This window comes from Enterococcus sp. C57 (assembly GCF_040887305.1).
Lineage (GTDB): Bacteria > Bacillota > Bacilli > Lactobacillales > Enterococcaceae > Enterococcus_B > Enterococcus_B hirae.
The window spans coordinates 101445-120116 of the sequence record NZ_JBFOFP010000004.1 but is presented as its reverse complement, the minus strand read 5'-3'; the positions used below and the strand labels follow the sequence as shown (position 1 = coordinate 120116).

Annotated in this window: 20 protein-coding genes; all 20 read right to left on the bottom strand. The window is 36.5% G+C overall.

Features of this window, described 5'->3' with window-relative positions:
• Positions 1 to 206 precede the first annotated feature (206 nt).
• On the bottom strand, positions 207 to 3104 hold the full coding sequence (locus AB5M32_RS06205) for a hypothetical protein (RefSeq protein WP_256736245.1): 2898 nt from the start codon (positions 3102 to 3104) through the stop codon (positions 207 to 209).
• 344 nt (positions 3105 to 3448) lie between these two features.
• The gene (locus AB5M32_RS06200) at positions 3449 to 3787 is read right to left on the bottom strand and encodes a hypothetical protein (RefSeq protein ID WP_096709759.1); all 339 of its coding nucleotides are present in this window, start codon (positions 3785 to 3787) and stop codon (positions 3449 to 3451) included.
• A 310-nt stretch (positions 3788 to 4097) separates the two neighbouring features.
• Positions 4098 to 6701, bottom strand: a complete 2604-nt coding sequence (locus tag AB5M32_RS06195; RefSeq protein ID WP_178286981.1) for a hypothetical protein — start codon at positions 6699 to 6701, stop codon at positions 4098 to 4100.
• 361 nt (positions 6702 to 7062) lie between these two features.
• Positions 7063 to 8313: a hypothetical protein gene (locus tag AB5M32_RS06190; RefSeq protein WP_256736246.1), complete on the bottom strand. Its 1251-nt coding sequence runs from the start codon at positions 8311 to 8313 to the stop codon at positions 7063 to 7065.
• Between the two features lie 381 nt (positions 8314 to 8694).
• Entirely contained in the window at positions 8695 to 9444 is a 750-nt protein-coding gene (gene truA / locus AB5M32_RS06185; protein WP_063626400.1) for a tRNA pseudouridine(38-40) synthase TruA, read from the bottom strand.
• Between the two features lie 15 nt (positions 9445 to 9459).
• Entirely contained in the window at positions 9460 to 10257 is a 798-nt protein-coding gene (locus tag AB5M32_RS06180) for an energy-coupling factor transporter transmembrane protein EcfT (protein ID WP_010720435.1), read from the bottom strand.
• A complete protein-coding gene (locus AB5M32_RS06175) occupies positions 10247 to 11116 on the bottom strand; it encodes an energy-coupling factor ABC transporter ATP-binding protein (RefSeq protein ID WP_025480273.1) in 870 nt (289 codons plus the stop codon). The genes AB5M32_RS06180 and AB5M32_RS06175 overlap by 11 nt, the downstream gene beginning before the upstream one ends.
• A complete protein-coding gene (locus AB5M32_RS06170; protein ID WP_034697737.1) occupies positions 11092 to 11931 on the bottom strand; it encodes an energy-coupling factor ABC transporter ATP-binding protein in 840 nt (279 codons plus the stop codon). Before AB5M32_RS06170 ends, AB5M32_RS06175 begins: the two co-directional genes overlap by 25 nt.
• Before the next feature lie 272 nt (positions 11932 to 12203).
• Positions 12204 to 12584, bottom strand: coding sequence for a 50S ribosomal protein L17 (gene rplQ, locus AB5M32_RS06165; protein WP_005880733.1), 381 nt, complete (start codon positions 12582 to 12584; stop codon positions 12204 to 12206).
• 27 nt (positions 12585 to 12611) lie between these two features.
• Complete coding sequence (locus AB5M32_RS06160) at positions 12612 to 13550, bottom strand: DNA-directed RNA polymerase subunit alpha (protein WP_005880735.1); 939 nt, start codon at positions 13548 to 13550, stop codon at positions 12612 to 12614.
• Positions 13551 to 13629: 79 nt separating this feature from the next.
• Positions 13630 to 14019, bottom strand: a complete 390-nt coding sequence (gene rpsK, locus AB5M32_RS06155) for a 30S ribosomal protein S11 (protein WP_002288714.1) — start codon at positions 14017 to 14019, stop codon at positions 13630 to 13632.
• A 27-nt stretch (positions 14020 to 14046) separates the two neighbouring features.
• The gene (gene rpsM, locus AB5M32_RS06150) at positions 14047 to 14412 is read right to left on the bottom strand and encodes a 30S ribosomal protein S13 (protein ID WP_002288713.1); all 366 of its coding nucleotides are present in this window, start codon (positions 14410 to 14412) and stop codon (positions 14047 to 14049) included.
• Positions 14413 to 14429: 17 nt separating this feature from the next.
• A complete protein-coding gene (gene rpmJ / locus AB5M32_RS06145) occupies positions 14430 to 14546 on the bottom strand; it encodes a 50S ribosomal protein L36 (RefSeq protein WP_002288710.1) in 117 nt (38 codons plus the stop codon).
• Positions 14547 to 14578: 32 nt separating this feature from the next.
• The gene (infA, locus tag AB5M32_RS06140; protein WP_002288695.1) at positions 14579 to 14797 is read right to left on the bottom strand and encodes a translation initiation factor IF-1; all 219 of its coding nucleotides are present in this window, start codon (positions 14795 to 14797) and stop codon (positions 14579 to 14581) included.
• 191 nt (positions 14798 to 14988) lie between these two features.
• Entirely contained in the window at positions 14989 to 15636 is a 648-nt protein-coding gene (locus tag AB5M32_RS06135) for an adenylate kinase (RefSeq protein WP_010720438.1), read from the bottom strand.
• 59 nt (positions 15637 to 15695) lie between these two features.
• A complete protein-coding gene (secY, locus tag AB5M32_RS06130) occupies positions 15696 to 16991 on the bottom strand; it encodes a preprotein translocase subunit SecY (RefSeq protein WP_010720439.1) in 1296 nt (431 codons plus the stop codon).
• Positions 16991 to 17431, bottom strand: a complete 441-nt coding sequence (rplO, locus tag AB5M32_RS06125) for a 50S ribosomal protein L15 (RefSeq protein WP_010720440.1) — start codon at positions 17429 to 17431, stop codon at positions 16991 to 16993. Before rplO ends, secY begins: the two co-directional genes overlap by 1 nt.
• A 61-nt stretch (positions 17432 to 17492) precedes the next feature.
• Positions 17493 to 17672 carry a 50S ribosomal protein L30 gene (gene rpmD, locus AB5M32_RS06120; protein ID WP_010720441.1) on the bottom strand — a complete coding sequence of 60 codons (180 nt, stop codon included), beginning with the start codon at positions 17670 to 17672 and terminating at the stop codon, positions 17493 to 17495.
• A gap of 14 nt (positions 17673 to 17686) precedes the next feature.
• Positions 17687 to 18187: a 30S ribosomal protein S5 gene (gene rpsE, locus AB5M32_RS06115; protein ID WP_002288681.1), complete on the bottom strand. Its 501-nt coding sequence runs from the start codon at positions 18185 to 18187 to the stop codon at positions 17687 to 17689.
• Positions 18188 to 18207: 20 nt separating this feature from the next.
• Positions 18208 to 18564: a 50S ribosomal protein L18 gene (gene rplR, locus AB5M32_RS06110; protein ID WP_005880747.1), complete on the bottom strand. Its 357-nt coding sequence runs from the start codon at positions 18562 to 18564 to the stop codon at positions 18208 to 18210.
• Positions 18565 to 18672 lie beyond the last annotated feature (108 nt).

The following is an 18672-nucleotide window of genomic DNA, read 5'->3' as shown; positions in this document are numbered from 1 at the left end:
GGATGAATTGTCAAGGATCCAATCGCTTATTTTTATTATTTCAACCTACAAAACATGTTCCGTTATGGCAAAACCTACCAAATAAAAAAGACAGAAAGAAACTTTTCTTCTTTCTGTCCCAATTATTCTATCTCTCATAACCAACATCAATTTCCGATCATTTCTTAACGGAGTTAAAAAGTTAAATGTTCAGATTTATTGATTACTTATCTGTCGTACCCAACGGCGTCCTTAGGATTATTTAGCCGGCTTACAAGATTTCGAGATGCTGTAGGTCTTTCAGACTGCGAATCTATTTTGACCTCCTGTGTGCCATAGTTTCCTAAAATTACTCTAAGTTCTTTTTGCTGACCATTACTCAATCTACCGTTATCTACCTTTCTGTTATACACTTCTCCGTTATTAAACTTGCCATTATTCCCCACTTCATTACTTAATTGTCTAGCGATTCTTTGATATATTGGGTTGTTTTGCAAGTCACCGATATTATTCAAATATGTAGGTCTAAACAAAGGCATGCCACCTGTTTTTTTGGTTTGAGAGGTATGTTGATCTAAACTGCCTGTTTTTCCTTCTTCCTTGCTGTTTCCACTAAGCTGTGTTACTTCTGGATTTGGATTAATCTCTTTATCTGTTAAACTACTCTGGTTTGAAGTATTGGAGCCAGTTTTAAAGTTACAAGCGGGTTTGCCTAAACCGTCTGTTGCTCCTTTTATCTCACTAGCTAATGTAGTATTTCTCGCTTCTAGATATAAATTTGTTTCTTCTGGATTTGCTTTATCCAATAAACTACTACTAATTGAAAATTCGGAGCCGGCTTGAGAGCTACGAGCGGATTGATCAAAACTACTTCTACTTGATTGTCCTTCTTCCACAGATAATCGTGGTTCCTGTAAGTGTTGATTTTCGGTTAACTCATCCGTTTCAAATACATTGTTTATTTTTGAAATAAGGGTGTTTATCTCCCTATTCGCTTTCTTCCAGTATTTTTTTTTATCATCCTGTTTTATGCTCTCGTAGCTCTCAGCAACAAATTTTAATTCTGACTTTGTTTCTTCAACATTTCCATTATACGTTTTTAATTTTTCTACTGCTTTTTTTTGAAACATATAATGTAATTTTTGTGGATCTTCCCCTACTCTTCGAGCATATTTTTCACAAAACTCTTGGAGGTCAATACCAACAAATTCGTTTATATCTCGCAATACACGATGATGAAGAGAAGTGTCCTCTATTTGAGCTGTTAATTCAGCTAATCCCACTTCCATTTGCTTTTTCAGCCGAGGATCTGTTTGTTCACTTGATTGTTTATCAAGTGTATTCTTCAGATTTTTCAAATCAGCTAATTCTTGTTCCAATTCTTGCTCATTTTTTGTAAGATATTCTTGATCTTGTTCATTTAATGTGTATTCATTTTCCTTACTGAGAATCATCTTACTATCTATGTTATGTATACCTGCTTTTTTTAACGTATTGCTTGTGCTGAGATCGTAATAATTATAGCTTTTTGTTGCGACTGAATTTTCCGCTTTTGTCATTAGGCTAAAAACATTTCGTTTCACCCCTTTTTTCATTGCAATTTGGTAACGAACTTCTAGTAAATCTCGTAAATTTTCTTTAAAGCTTGGAGTGTCTCCATACCCGTTTCGATACGCCGTAATAATCTCATCATATAATTTCTTTTTTGTTTTCCTCAAATCTTTTATTCCTAATTCTACATACTCACTTCGTTCTTTTGAAATTTCAGGAACAGCATTTTCTAATGTAGTCTTTTTGATCTCTTCAATCTCTTTTTCAAATAGCTTATAGATAGGACTATTATTTTCTAAGTCATTTTTGTACTTATAGGCGTTAGCTTCTATCAAGCCATTATGTTTAAGTACCCGGAATATTTGGGAACAGAGTTCGTTTATCTTCTTCTTCGATTCATTCCAGTTTATTTCACTATCCTCTTTTTTTAATTCTTGATATTTTTTATCAATAGATTGCCTTTCACTTAAGCTAGACCCCGACGTTTTTAAATGATCTGCCAGTGTCAATTGAAACGACCGATAGAGTCGTTGCGGATTTTCCCCTATTCTTGGAGCATATTTTTCACAAAACTCGCGCAGGTCAATACTAGAAACACGATCCACGTTTCTTACGACATAAAGATGAAGACGGACATCACGTAGTTGTCCTATAGTCCATTTAATACGCTCATTCAAACCAGGGACTTCTTGCTTTCTTGATTTTTTAATCAACGAAGCAAGTGATTTATTGTACTTCTCTTCTAGTTGCTTTAGTTCCTTCTTATTTTTAGTATGGATGTCAAAGTCAAATGTTTTATGATTATAGCTTCTATGAGTTAAACGTTCTTTGCTATTTGTTATAAGTATATTTTTACTATCTATATCGTGTATCCTTGCTTTTTGTAAAGTTTTGCTTCGACTTAGATCGTAATAGTCATAGCTATGTCGATCATTTAGGTATTGTAATTTTTTATTCAATTCAGGTTGAAGTTTGTTATGCAAAAGCTTAACTAAACTCCTTGCTTTTTCTAAATCTTTTGTTTTTAACTTCTTTATTTGCTTATAGAGCTCACCAATTTCTTTTAGATCTTTTTTTGATGGTTTATCTAAATAATCTACTGATTGTTCTGGAGGATCTGAGATTCCATTAGAAAGAGCAACTATTTTTTTTTTGTATGTTTGATTCAATGGTTGCCCTTCTACGCTTCGATCATCAAACAAATGATCTTTATGATACAAAGCGTGAACATCAATACCGAATTGTTTTTTAAGCTGATTTCTAGCAAGAATTTGGTATCGTATGTTTAACAAGTTACGTAATTTTTCTTTCGATTGACTGGTATCCAAATCCCCTTCTTCATAAGCTGGGATGATTTCTTTGTACAAATCTTCTTTCTCGTGTTTCAACTCTTTCATTGTTAGCTTACTATAGTCAACGATCATAGCTTGGTTTTCGTTAGCCCCAGCATTCTCCCTTGGGTCTGCAGCTTGTTCAAACTCATCCTCAGAATCCGAACTATCGTCAAAACTTTGATGGTAAGTAATACGGTTAAAGCTTGATGTTCCTAGATATTTATCTTCTTCAGTTCCCATAAAATAACTCTCCTTTCGTTAATAAACTTACTAAGTCCTTCACATTATATACTCAAAACAAGTGGTTCCTAGTCCATTTTTTTCTTTATTTTTAAAATTTAAGTTCTGTATAGTAACAGAGGATTCAGTAAACTGATTGATCTATTTTAGAATTTACCCGTAGTACGCGAGCTTACCTGAGTCTTCCAATTAGGAACTCCAAAAATAAAATAACACAAATGATACATCCTGGCTGAATGCTTCTGCCACTCTTGATGCTTTATTTATCTATTAGTTAAAAAGAACGATCATTTCTGGTTTCAGTTTCCAATCGACTGTTAGAAACACCATTTGTTGATGGTAAATTATACCGAAGGACCTTCTGATGATTGCTGGTTTTTTTGATAAAGTTCAGTCATTTTATTTTTGTAAATTTGATTTAAAGGTTGTATTGATTCTAAAGTTTGCTCCAAACTTGATTCTATAGCTGGCATAGTAAATAATGACTCTTTTTGATAAAAAATGGAAATATCTACACCAATACTTTGTTCAAATTCTTTTTTTATTGCAAGTTGATATCTTATTTCCAACAAATTAGATAGATTTTCTTTAAATGTTTCGGTATTTACCTCCCCTTTTTTAGATAACGCAATAATAGTTTTATACAATTCTTTTTTTGTTTGTTGCAATTGTTTTATTGTCATTTGATGATACTTGGATCGGATCGCATTGCCTGCTCTTTAGGGATACCATCGTTCTTTTTATTTTCCATGGTGCTTACCTTGTCCTATTGATTGCTTATTTTCCATAATTTTTTTCTCCCTTCGCTCTTTCAGACTTTATGTCATAGGTAAATTATAATGTTGTGGTGTCTTTTTTTGTCCCTTACTTTTTTGTCTATTTATTCATAAAACTACCGACCCCCAGAAGTTAGTTTTTGAGCTAATCTTTAGGGATCGGTACAAAAATGGTTTTAGATTCTTTAACTGTTTGTTTTACATTTTATAATTTAAATTAGACACTAGTCTCTCTTAATAAATCATTACTAGGCTTTCCTTTAGACGGATCAAGTTGTTGATTTTGCGCATCCTGCTGTACTTTACTTTGTGCTCCATTTATTATATTTAATAATCGTCCTTGGGCATTTTCTGGATTCATTCCCTTATTTTTATTCACTTCAGCGTAAAGGGGTTCTATTTTTTTCACAGGATCTGGTAAATACTCACGGCAATCTTTAATTCCTAAGTTCTTTAATGTAGGACACTCATTAATAGGGGTATTAATGTGATAAAATGGTTGTTCGATTAGCGTGTATTGATTAAGTAGCTTATCTATTTCTGGTAGTAGCTTTATGAACTCTTCATTCGCCCTTTTATATGATCCCTCTTTATCCAATCGTTTTATATAATTGACCTTATTAATAATCCAAGCTCTATCTTGAGCATAATCAACCTTTTTGGAGTCTAAATAGTTCTTCGCTATTCTAGCCTTATATAAATCCATATTAAAAAATTCATTCAACTTCCCAACTGATAACGGGTCAGCACTCCTTGTCACATCCTGAAATCTTTTGCTAACCTCCTGTGTAAAATCATCCACCAGATTAGGACTTTTATCTTTTAATTGCGTTGCTGCTGTCTCCTGCCATGCATGAATGATTTTTTGGGGATCAACGTTGTTTCGCTCAGCAAATTTGTGACAAAATTTCTCATAGTCCATCCCAAGCATGTGTTCGATCGTTTTTCTAGTCTCAAGTTGATGATGGATGTCACGTAAGTTGCTTAGATTAGTGATGAATTCTTTTTCATGCACATCCTTATTTAGTGAAGTTTTAGCATTTTTAAAAAGCTTATAAAATTTAGTAACTTGTTTATTGAAAACCAATTCAAGTTCCTTTAACTCTTTTTTGCTTTGTTTAACGTACTGCAAGTTTTTAGTATCAGGTGACGGATAATTAAACTTTAATCGATTCGAAGCATCCAATATCTTCTCAACATTTCCCCATTTATGAAGACCGGCCTTTTTCAACGTTTTACTTTTACTCAAATCGTAATAATCATAGGTCGATAGGTTATTAGGTATATTTTTGTTCAATACTTCTACTATAAGTGGATAAATCTGTGCAGCTGATTCTCTTCCAGACAATGTTTGATTGGTATTAAATTGATGTTTCATTTTCTGATATAATTTAGCTCTTTTTTTCTTATTCTCATCTTTAGTATTGTCAGTTGTTACTTGTGGTATATTAGTTTTCGTTTGGTTTATAAAATTACTGATTGCATCATCATATTTGTTTATCATGTCTGGATTGTCTCTACCTAAAAATTTAGGATTATTTAAAATTTTTGTGAAATCAAAACCAACCTTTTGAATCAGTTCTTTTTTTATGGCGATTTTATAGCGAATATCTAGTAATCTCTCTACTTTTTCAGAAAATTCTTTTGTACCTACTTTATGTTCTTTAGATAACTGAATGATCTCTTTATATAGTTTTTGCTTTTCATTTCTTAAAGAGTTCATGGATTGCCAAAGTTCCGGTTTCGGCCCTTGATCCCGGTTATTATCTACGACTTCATAATCATTATTAATATCCGCAACTTCATCATAGATGCTAAAAGATATTGAAGACGTGGTAGAAGCATTACTTGGACGAGGAGTTGGCTCTAAACTTACTTCCTCAGGATTCCCGTTCTCCCCATAAATGTCTACTTCATCATATTCAACTGGTTCTTCATACCCATTATCATCAACAGCACTTGAACGAGGAGTTAGCTCCTCAGGATTTTCGTTCTCCCCATAAATGCCTACTTCACCATATTCAACTGGTTCGTCATACCCATTATCATCAACAGCATGATTTCCGTTTTGTCCTTGACTCGTAAGTTGGGAACTATGTATTGTGTTGTCCTCTGAACTGTTTTTTAGACTCTCTTGTTGTTTCTTTTGGAATTCTTTAAATTTCATTTTAACCACTTCTGCTAAACTAACCGAAGAGTTTTGGCTATTAGCACCAACACTTAAATCTTGCCTTCGAATTTGTTTTAAACCAAGTTGTTCCCTTACTTGATGTATCATGTGATATGTATTTAAAAAATTCTTTCTCTGAAATAATAGAGATTCTATTACTGCAGTGTTAGTCATTCCATCAGGAGCAATACCCTCGTCTTTTTTTAATAGGTTCAAATTGTTCTTAGCAGCTTCCCAACCTTCTTCAATTGAACTAATTAGCTGTTCTCTTTCATGCGGTCTAGCTTTCTTCAGTGATTCCACTCCATCACTAATACTTTTGTTATATGCTAGTATATCTTGTAAAATACCATCTGAATCTTGCTTTTTTTCGCTTACAGCACGTGTAAATAAACGTGCGCTTTTACTTGCTACTAGCCTTTCATCTGCCTTTAGTTTAGTTTTTATAGTATTCGGTATCATTTCAGTTAAGTTCATCACTGCTACTTCTAGTTTTTCTTTGGTTAATTGCTTATTGTCTTTCGATAACGTTTTCTTTGTTTCTTCACTTATTTTTTTATGAAATGTTTCGCTATCATAAAATCCTAGATTGTTAGCTATCGCTATAAGGTCTCCATGTATAGTCTTCAATGTTTCCTGATTATTTTCCATTAAAAAATCTCCCTCCGTTAAGTTAGTCCATATTGTATACTAAAATCCAATCATTCCTTTACCTATTTTTTCTTTTTTTTAAAATTTATGTTTCGCTTAGTAAAAATGTTCGACATTCGTACACATCGTCTAACTTAATATCTAGTCATTATTTTTCATATCTACTCTTCCAATATTTAGCTGAGTACTGAACTCGATTCGCATATTCATAAAACAAAATCATGAATTGAAGCATTCTATCCTACAAAAATGGCTCACCTTGAGTAGCTATGGTACGTTCTCAAATAATTAAACAACAGGTGTACTCACTAGCCGTATAAAATCCATCTGACTTCTTTATTTAAGGGTTGATTATCAGCTATTACCTAGATAAAGATTGTCCATTTGTCACAGTATTTTGGGAAATTCTATTTTTTTCTAACTCTGCACCTTGTTTTGCTCTATCACAAGCTTCGTTTATAGAACTCTTTGTTTCAAAAAACTTAGTTAACGCTTTGACATTTGTTTTTGGTACCAGTTGATTGGTTTTATTGTTATGTTTTTCTTGATCAACTTCTAGTTTCGAAGAAGTGTTTTCCGTAAGATCTCTTCTTGTTGGCCCAGGTTGCTCTAGCTTCTCCTTACTCGGTAATGTCAAAGGGATGTTTTCTGTAAATTCTTTTTTTGCTGGCTCGGGTTGTTCTGGCTTCTCTCCGCTCAATAGTTTCGAAGAATTGTTTTCCGTAAGATCTATTCTTGTTGACTCGGGTTGTCCTGACTTCTCCTCACTCGGTAATATCAAAGAGGTGTTTTCTGTAAATTCTTTTTTTGCAGACTCTGCTGTTCTTTCTTGTGCTACTGGATTATTTAACTTTATTTGGTTTAATACATCAACGAATTTTCTTCTATGCTCTCCTTGATCAGAAGGTTTAGTTTTTGACGATTCCTTTGTTATTGGCACTGGTATTACTGTTGTCTGATGTATGGGCAGGTTCTTTAGGAATATGTTACCCATAGCGTTTTTAAAAATTTCTTTCTCAGTTGCTGTCATAGCCATAAACGATTTTGAACCGGTTGTTTCTCCCAATATGCTAGTTGAATTTTCCATCTTCGCACTCGATAGTATGGATGGATTATTGTTTGCCGAATTTTTTGCTGGGTCTGGTGTTACTATTTTTGGCTGTATGGATGGGTTTTGTTGGAATATATTACCCATAGCATTTTTAAAATTTTCTTTCTCAGCTGCTGTCATAGCCATAAACGATTTTGAACCGGTTGTTTCTCCTAATATGCTAGTTGGATTTTCCATCTGCGCACTCGATGGTATTGATGGATTATTGTTTGCCGAATTTTTTGCTGGATCTGGTGTTACTATTTTTGGCTGTATGGTTAGCTTTTGTTGGAATATATTACCCATAGCGTTTTTAAAAATTTTTTTCTCAGCTGCTGTCATAGCCATAAACGATTTTGAACCGGTTGTTTCTCCCAATATGCTAGTTGAATTTTCCATCTTCGCACTCGATAGTACTGATGGATTATTGTTTGCCGAATTTTTTGCTGGTTCTGGTGTTGCCTCATTTACTTCTCCCAGTATGCTGATTAAAGTATTCTGATCTAATTTTTCATTGCTCATATCATTTATTCTCCTTTCGCTCATTAGGTTCTATTATAAAGAAAAGAATCCTCTCTTTAGCAACAACTTTTTCTTTTTTATATACTTTATGTTATTTCGATTGTTATTTTAAATAATAGTTATTTTATATTTCTATAAAATTGATCATTTAGCTACTTAGATACTAGTAATATCTTGTTACTGTTATTATTTTTGGAGAGTTAAAACTCATAAAAAAATAAAAAAACGTTCCGTTTAGAGAAATATTTTTTCTCTAAACGAAACGTGTGAATGAAAGGTCTTTATGGATTCATAAAAATAGCTATTTTCTCTTAACCATTTAACCCTCTCATCCTTTTTTGAAGTTTATTACCTCCAATAGGATCTATTTGGAACTTTTCTTTATTGATCATACACCACTTCATACAGATATAACCCTTCTGGATGAGCTGTGGGTCCTGCAGCATTTCGATCTTTTTTCGCAATGATTTCGGGTATACTATCCTCTGAAAGTCGCCCGTTCCCAATCTTCAGCAACGTACCGACAAGGATCCGAATCATCTTGTACAAGAAACCATTCCCACGAAAAGTAAATAACAACTCATCCCCGGCCTCATTGACTTCCATCTTTGCTTCATAGATCGTTCTTACTTTGTCCTCGATTGAACTTCCAGAAGCACAAAAAGAAGTGAAATCATGGGTACCTATTAAGTCAGGCAATGCTCGTTGAATTTTCGATAAATCAAGTGGATAGGGGAAATAACTTGCGTAATGCCGACGAAACGGACTGCGTGGTTTTCCAATATCGACCCGAAACTGGTAAGTTTTTTCTTTTACTAAATAGCGCGCGTGAAAATCATCTGAAACGATCTCAACGGCTTTAACTGCGATATCTTCTGGCGATTGCGTATCTAATGCAAAACGCATACGTTCTAAAGGTCGTTCTTCAGGGTAATCAAAATGGATCACTTGCCCCATCGCATGGACCCCTGCATCAGTACGGCCAGAACCAAAGACAGTAATCTCTTTTCCATTGGCCATTTTCTTTAGCGTTTTTTCCATTTCCTCTTGGACAGTACGACCATTTGGTTGCTTCTGAAAACCATTAAAATGGGTACCATCATAGGCAATAATTGCTTTATAACGTGTCATACTTTCACCTACTCATCAACTTCTTAAAAAGACTAATGCAATGGTCATCAAGACAAAAACAACAAGGACCATCGTATCTCGTTGATGCCAATGCAGTATGCGGTACTTTGTTCTTCCTTCACCACCTTGGTATCCTCTTGCTTCCATGGCAGTCGCTAAATCTTCTGCCCGGTTAAAACTGCTAACAAACAAAGGAATCAGCAAAGGAATAACTGCTTTCATTTTTTGGACTAGACTTCCTTCACCAAAATCAACCCCACGAGCTCGTTGTGCATTCATGATTTTCTCTGTTTCATCCATCAACGTTGGTACGAATCGTAGAGCAATCGAAAGCATCAACGAAATTTCATGCACCGGAAAGCGAACTGCTTTTAATGGGCGAAGTAAATACTCAATCGCATCAGATAATTCCAAAGGTGGAGTCGTTAATGTTAATAAGGTAGACATAAAAATGATTAGTACAAATCGGCAAAAAATAAACAGCCCATTCATTACACCGAACTCCGTAATATTGAAGATTCCCCAACTCCAGTAGGTAGCACCACCGCTAGTAAATAATACTTGGAGTGCCACTGTAAATAAAATCAACCAGATCAAAGGACGGATGCCTCGGATGAAAAATTTGAAATCTACCTTTGAGAGAAAGACAGCAAGTAAAGTGAAAACAGCTAATAACGCATAAGTCTGCCAATTATTTGCTAAAAAAATAATTCCAATAAAGTAGAAACTTGCTAATAACTTTGCTCGAGGGTCTAATCGATGGATCAAGGAATCTCCAGGCATGTATCGACCAAAAATTAATTTATTCATCATCAGGTTGTCCCCCTACTAATGCTACGAGCTGATCTGCTAATTCATCTGCAGTGATTGGAAGTTCGGAAAAAAGCGCTGTTCGACTATTCAGCTTTTCCGCAAATTCTGTCGCAGTCGGAACACCTAATTGCTTTTCTTTGAGCCAAGATAGATTTTGAAAAACTGCATGAGGTTGACCGCTATTTACAATCCTACCTTTTTCTAAGACATAAACATAATCCGCGTAATTTGCCACATCATCCATTAAATGAGTGACCAATACGATCGTGATTTTTTGTTCTTTGTGCAGTCGCCAGAACATATCCATCATTTCTTTTCGACCTTGAGGATCAAGTCCAGCCGTTGGTTCGTCTAATACTAGTACTTCCGGCTTCATAGCAAGTACACCTGCAATCGCTACTCGACGCATTTGTCCTCCTGATAATTCAAAAGGAGAACGCTCTAAGTAAGTTTCATCTAAACCAACTTGTGCTAATGTTTCTTTAGCTAAATCTCGTGCATCTTCCTCACTGACACCAAAGTTCTTTGGTCCAAAAGCAATGTCTTTTGCTACCGTTTCTTCAAATAATTGGGCTTCAGGAAACTGAAAAACAATACCTACTTTTTTACGAATGGGTTTTAAGTTTTTATTATTCGTATCGGGCTTGATTTGTCGATCGCCAATATGTACGATCCCGCTGGTAGGTTTAATCAACGCATTCAAATGTTGCAGTAAGGTTGATTTCCCACTTCCAGTATGCCCGACTAAGGCTGTGTAGCTATTTTCTTTAATCATTAAATCAATCTCAAATAATGCACGTTGTTCGAATGGTGTGTTTGGTTGATAGGTGAAATCTACTTTTTCAAAACGGATGTCCATAACCATTCCACCATCCTTTCTTCTGTCATATATTCACTAGGAACATCAATTCCTCGTTGCTTCAAGGCGCTTTTCAATTTTTCAGGAAAAGGAAGATCTAACCCTAAATTGATCAATTCTGGGCCAGCAGAAAAGATTTGTTCTGGTGTGCCTTCATTGACTAATTCTCCTTGTTTCATCACTAATATCCGATTGGCATTTGCTGCCTCATCGATATCATGAGTGATAGATATGACGGTCAAATTACTTTCATCTTTGATTTTTTTAATCGTGGAAATCACTTCTTCACGACCTTCTGGATCAAGCATACTAGTAGCTTCATCTAAGATAATAATATCTGGACGTAGAGCTACGACTCCAGCAATGGCTACTCGTTGTTTTTGTCCACCAGAAAGTCTTGCTGGTTCACGTTTGGCAAAATCGATCATACGTACCTTTTCTAGCGCATCTTGTACACGGATCACCATTTCTTCTCTAGGTATACCTTGGTTCTCAAGACCAAAAGCAACATCATCTTCAACAGTAGATCCAACAAATTGGTTGTCTGGATTTTGGAAAACCATTCCAACCATTCGACGGATCGACCAGATATTTTCTTCATTAAGTGTTTGATTGCCAACTTTCACAATACCAGACTCTGGTAGAAGCAACCCATTGATTGTTTTTGCAAGTGTTGATTTCCCTGATCCATTATGTCCGATGATTGCGATCCACTCACCTTGCTTGATGGTAAATGAAATGTCTTTTAATGCTGGACGAGGGTCATCAGGTTGATATTTGTAATTAATCTTTCCTAATTCAATTATTGGCTCCATAATTACTCCTTCTCCATCCTAAGTTCCTACTAACACTATCAAAAAACACCTGATTTTTCAATTGTTTCCGTTTTAATTAAAGTGTTTTTTTACACCTTCAATTAGATGTCTTGACAGGTAATTGAAGGTACAAAAAAACACTTTATGATGAGTGCATACTCCCCAAACCAATAGATTTGGGGAGTAGCGCTGAGCTAGACTCGGAAGAGTTAACTTCCAACATCATAACACTCTAAAAGAATCATCTATAAAGTGATGTTATTAGTGTGATTTTAGACAAGTTCTAAGACAACCATTGGTGCACCATCACCGCGTCTTGGTTCTGTCTTCAAGATACGAGTGTAGCCACCTTGACGTTCAGCATAACGAGGTGCGATATCATTAAATAGTTTTTGTAAAGCTGATTCAATGACGATGTCCTCATTTTCTTCACGTACGCTAGCAACTTCATTACGTACAAAAGCCGCAGCTTGACGACGTGCATGTAAGTCTCCACGTTTGCCTAAAGTGATCATTTTTTCTGTAGTTGAGCGAACTTCTTTCGCACGAGCTTCAGTAGTCACAATACGTTCGTTAATTAATAAGTCAGTTGTTAAATCACGCAACATCGCTTTACGTTGGCTAGATGTGCGTCCTAGTTTACGATAACTCACGTTGGTTTCCCTCCTTCGTAAAAGGTTTTAATCTTCCTTACGTAAACCTAAACCTAAGTCGTGTAATTTAGCTTTCACTTCTTCTAATGATTTACGTCCTAAGTTACGGACTTTGATCATTTCTGGCTCAGATTTATTTGTAAGTTCTTGTACAGTATTGATTCCTGCACGTTTCAAACAATTATAAGAGCGAACAGACAAGTCTAATTCTTCAATTGTCATTTCTAACATTTTTTCTTTTTGTGTTTCTTCTTTTTCGACCATGATTTCAGCATTTTTAGCTTCATCAGTTAGGTTTACAAAGATGTCTAAATGTTCTGTCATGATTTTTGCAGATAAACTCATTGCTTCCAACGGTTCGATTGAACCATCTGTCCAAATCTCCATCGTCAATTTATCAAAATCTTCACGGTGTCCAACACGAGTGTTTTCTACTTGGTAGTTCACACGACGAACTGGCGTGTAGATTGAATCGACTGGAAGTACACCAATTGGCATATCTTCTTTTTTGTTTTCATCTGCTTGAACATAACCACGTCCTGGCTTCACTGTTAAGCGAGCGTGGAACGTAGCTCCTTCAGAGACGCTACAGATGTACATATCTTTGTTAAGAATTTCTACCTCACTATCAACGATAATATCGCCAGCAGTTACTGTAGCAGGTCCGGTAATATCGATTTCAAGGGTTTTTTCTTCTTGACCATACATTTTAAGTGCTAAGCCTTTAATGTTCAAGATGATTTGAGTGACGTCTTCTCTTACCCCTTTAATGGTAGAGAATTCATGCAGTACACCATCGATTTGAATATTAGTGATGGCAGCACCTGGCAAAGAAGATAATAAAATACGACGTAGGGAATTCCCTAAAGTAGTCCCATATCCTCTTTCAAGAGGTTCAACGATGAACTTGCCATAATCTTTTTCTTCATCAATTTTTGCGATTCTTGGTTTTTCGAACTCAATCATTCTTATCTTTACCCCTTTCAAAACGAAAAGTGTCTTGTTCAATGACGTTACTAATAGAACTCAAAATGAGCGGCACTCATTAAACACGACGGCGTTTTGGAGGGCGGGCACCATTATGAGGAACTGGAGTCACGTCACGAATTGCAGTCACTTCTAAACCTGTAGCTTGTAATGAACGAATTGCTGCTTCACGTCCAGAACCAGGTCCTTTAACTGTTACTTCAACAGTTTTTAATCCGTGTTCCATTGCTGCTTTTGTAGCTGTTTCTGCTGCCATTTGAGCGGCAAAAGGAGTTGATTTTTTGCTTCCTTTGAAGCCTAATGAACCAGCTGATGACCACGCTAATGCATTCCCGTGAGTATCAGTGATCATGATGATAGTGTTGTTGAATGTAGAATGGATATGTGCAATACCTGCTTCTATATTCTTTTTCACACGGCGTTTACGATTCACTTTTTTTGCTGCCATGAAGTTCTAACCTCCTTCACTTAAGAATTATTTTTTCTTGCCAGCGATAGCGCGAGCTGGACCTTTACGAGTACGTGCATTGTTTTTCGTGTTTTGTCCACGAACAGGCAATCCACGACGATGACGGATTCCACGGTATGAACCGATTTCCATCAAACGTTTGATGTTTAAGTTCACTTCACGACGAAGGTCACCTTCAACTTTTAATTTATCTACTTCTGCACGGATAGCATCTGTTTGTTCATTCGTTAATTCACGAACACGAACATCTTCAGATACACCAGCATCAGCTAAGATTTTTTTAGCAGTAGTGTTACCAATACCATAGATATAAGTAAGAGAAACTACTACACGTTTATCACGAGGAATATCTACTCCTGCAATACGAGCCATATTTATTGCACCTCCAATTATCCTTGACGTTGTTTATGTTTTGGATTTGCTGGGCAAATCACCATAACGCGTCCTTTACGACGAATTACTTTACAATGTTCGCACATTGGTTTTACTGATGGTCTTACTTTCATGATAATACCTCCTGTAGTTTTACGGAGTACAATTATTTAAAGCGATAAGTAATACGGCCACGGTTTAAATCATACGGAGACAATTCAACCGTCACTTTGTCACCAGGTAAGATACGGATGTAATGCATACGGATTTTACCTGAAACAGTAGCAAGAACTTGGTGTCCGTTTTCTAGTTCAACTTTAAACATTGCATTCGGCAAAGTTTCGACGACTGTACCTTCGACTTCAATCATATCTTCTTTTGCCACGCACAGTACCTCCTTGTACTTGTTTCGCATTTTCACACGATAAAATGGCGGAAACTGCAGTTCCCACCTCAAAATTCTCAAAATGGATCATCTAGAGGATTTCTCTAGAAGTCGGACTGACATATTCTATCATAATTTATTGAACTTGACAAGAGTAACTGCTTAATGCAAGTCGGCTACGGGCAATCGTGCTATTTTTCAATAATTTTTTGGACATCAGTAAATACAGCATCGATTTCACGATCACCATCGATAGTGTTTAGCAAACCTTGTTCTTTGTAATAGGCCAAGATTGGTTCACTATTTTTGATGTTGATAGCCAGACGATTTTTAACCGTCTCAGGTTTATCATCTTCTCTTTGATAGAATTCATGCCCACCACAACGATCACATGTATCTTCAACTTTTGTAGGGTTAAAAATTTTATGATAAGTTGCTCCACAATTGCTGCAAATGAATCGGCCAGCTAAACGCTCAACCAATACATCTTCACCAACATGGATATCGATGACTGCATCAATTTTTTTGTCTAAGTCTTTTAACATTGCATCTAGCGCTTCTGCTTGCTCAAGTGTACGGGGAAAACCATCTAATAAGAAGCCTTTTTCCGTATCAGGTTCAGCTAAGCGCTCTTTCACGATTCCATTTGTTACTTCATCAGGAACTAATTCACCTTTATCAATATAAGACTTTGCTTCCAAGCCAAGAGCTGTTTCATTTTGCATTGCTGCACGGAACATGTCTCCTGTTGAGATGTGAGGAATATGATAAGCATCAATGATTTTTTCTGCTTGTGTTCCTTTACCTGCGCCTGGTAGCCCCATTAAAATGAGGTTCATTGTTTTCCCTCCTAATAAATGTGAGAACGTGTGTTGAGGAAAAACCTCAACACGCTTTCTTACTCGATAAATCCAACGTACTTACGTTTCAGCATTAAGCCTTCTAACTGTTTCGCAGTTTCTAAAGCTACACCGATGACAATCAGTAAGCTAGTACCACCTAACCCAATGGACTGAGGCAGATTCCAAATCATTTGAGCAATGATCGGTAATAAAGCCACTAAACCAAGGAAAATCGCACCGACTGTACTTAAACGCATCAATAAGCTTGAGACATACTCTTCAGTTCCTTTACCAGGACGTACGCTTGGTATATAGCTTCCTTGTTTTTGTAAGTTTTCCGCTAATTTCTCAGGGTTTACTTGAACAAAAGCATAGAAGAATGTGAATGCGACGATCAAGATCGTATAAATAGTTGCACCAGGTGCAGTATTATAGTTAAAGATCTGCATCATTATTTTATACCAGTTTTCAGCCCCAAATCTTCCACTCAATGCTTGTAAAACCGCATTAGGTGTCGCAATAAACGAACTTGCAAAGATAACCGGGATAACCCCAGCCGCATTGACTTTCAACGGTAGATAACTACTTGTTGGCGCCCCTGCTACACGTTTCGTATATTGAATTGGGATTTTGCGTTCAGCTTGTTGGAAAAATGTAACGCACGTTACGATCAATAAGATTGCAACGATTAAAATAGCAATGAAAATTGCAGATTTCCAGATATCTGATTGATTGATATTTACGAAATAGTCTTCATAAATTTCTTTTACACTTTCAGGAAGTCGAGAAATGATCCCTGCAAAGATGATCATTGATACTCCGTTACCGATTCCTTTTTCTGTGATTTGTTCTCCTAACCAAGTGACAAACATTGTACCCGCAGTCAAAATCAGACCGATAGTAACATAGGTTGAAACGTTAGGGTTATTCACAAAACCTAGTTGAGCATATTGGTTAAATCCAGCAGTGATCCCAACAGATTGGACAAATGCCAATACTAATGTCAGGTATCGGGTTGCTTGATTCAACTTCTTACGACCAACCTCCCCTTGTTTTGACCATTCAACAAAACGTGGCACGATATCCATTTGTAACAATTGGATAACGATCGAAGCTGTAATGTAAGGCGAAACCCCCATTGAAAAGATGGAGAAGTTTTGCATCGCACTACCACTCACCAAGTTCAACATGTTGAAAAAAGGTAAAGAAGAAAGGTTTTGCAATGAACTAGCATTTACTCCGGGCACAGTGATATGTGCACCTAAGCGAAATACAAATAGAACAAAAACAGTAAATAGGATTTTGGATCTAATGTCTTTTACTTTAAAAGCATCTTTTAACAGTTTGAACATTAGATCACCTCAATTGACCCACCAGCAGCAACGATTGCTTCTTCAGCTGCCTTAGAGAATTTTGCGGCTTTCACAGTCAATTTCTTAGTTAACTCACCGTTAGCTAATACTTTGATTCCAGATTTTTCGTTTTTCACGATTCCAGCTTCTACTAAAGCAACTGGAGTTACTTCAGCACCATCTTCAAAACGATTTAGGACATCAAGGTTGATGACTGCATAATCTTTGCGGTTCACGTTTGTGAAACCACGTTTTGGTAAACGACGGAATAATGGAGTTTGACCCCCTTCAAATCCTAGACGTACACCACCGCCTGAACGAGCTTTTTGACCTTTTTGACCACGTCCAGCAGTTTTTCCGTTACCAGAAGAAGTACCACGTCCAACACGGTTACGTACTTGTCGTGAACCTTCTGCAGGTTTTAATTCATGAAGTTTCATAGGTTTGGCACCTCCTTAATATTCTAGTTCATATTTCTTACTATATACTAGGTTTGTTTAATTAGATTTCTTCAACGTCCACCAAGTGAGAAACAGTGTTGATCATGCCTTTGATTGCTTCATTAGCAGGTTTAACCACTGAGCTGTTAATCTTTGTAAGACCTAACGCTTTTACTGTATCACGTTGGTTTTGAGGACGTCCGATAATACTGCGTTTTAAAGTAACTTTTAATTCAGCCATTATTTTTGTCCTCCTTATCCGATTAATTCTTCAACTGATTTGCCGCGAAGTTCTGCAACTTCTTCTGCACGTTTCAATTGTTTCAAACCTTCAACAGTTGCACGAACAACGTTGATTGGTGTATTTGAACCTAAAGATTTAGAAGTGATATCTGCTACCCCTGCTAATTCCAATACGGCACGAACTGGTCCACCAGCAGCAACCCCAGAACCTTCAACAGCAGGTTTCATTAGGATTCTACCACCACTAAAAGCACCGATGACTTCGTGTGGGATTGTTGAACCAACCATAGGTACTTCAACTAAGTTTTTCTTCGCATCTTCAATTGCTTTACGGATTGCTTCAGGTACTTCTTGTGCTTTACCAGTACCAAATCCTACATGTCCGTTTTTGTCACCGACAACAACTAAAGCAGCAAAACGTAGACGACGTCCACCTTTAACAACTTTTGTTACACGGTTAATTGCAACAACGCGGTCTTCTAATTCCAAATGTTTTGGATCGATATAAACCATGAATGGTATTCCTCCTTTTCCTAAAATTCTAGTCCATTTTCGCGAGCAGCTTCAGCTAAAGCTTGCACACGGCCATGGTAAAGGTATCCACCACGGTCAAAGACTACTACTTTAATGCCTTTTTCAGTTGCACGTTCAGCAACTAATTTACCGACAGCTTGTGCTGCTTCTGTTTTTGTTCCACCTGAAATTTCTTTATCCAAGGTAGAGGCACTTGCTAGCGTTACACCCGCTACGTCATCAATAATTTGAGCGTAGATGTTTTTGTTAGAACGAAAAACGTTCAAGCGTGGGCGCTCAGCAGTACCAGAGATATTGTTACGTACACGACGATGTCTTTTCTGACGTGTTTTGTTCTTATCTGGTTTTGTAATCACAATTGTCACCTCTTTAATTTTATTGTACTGCACTTAGGCAGAAACACCAAAGTCTCGAAAAATAGAAGCTGCGGCACAAGTTAAATTTCTTTTGAATGAAGGTAAACT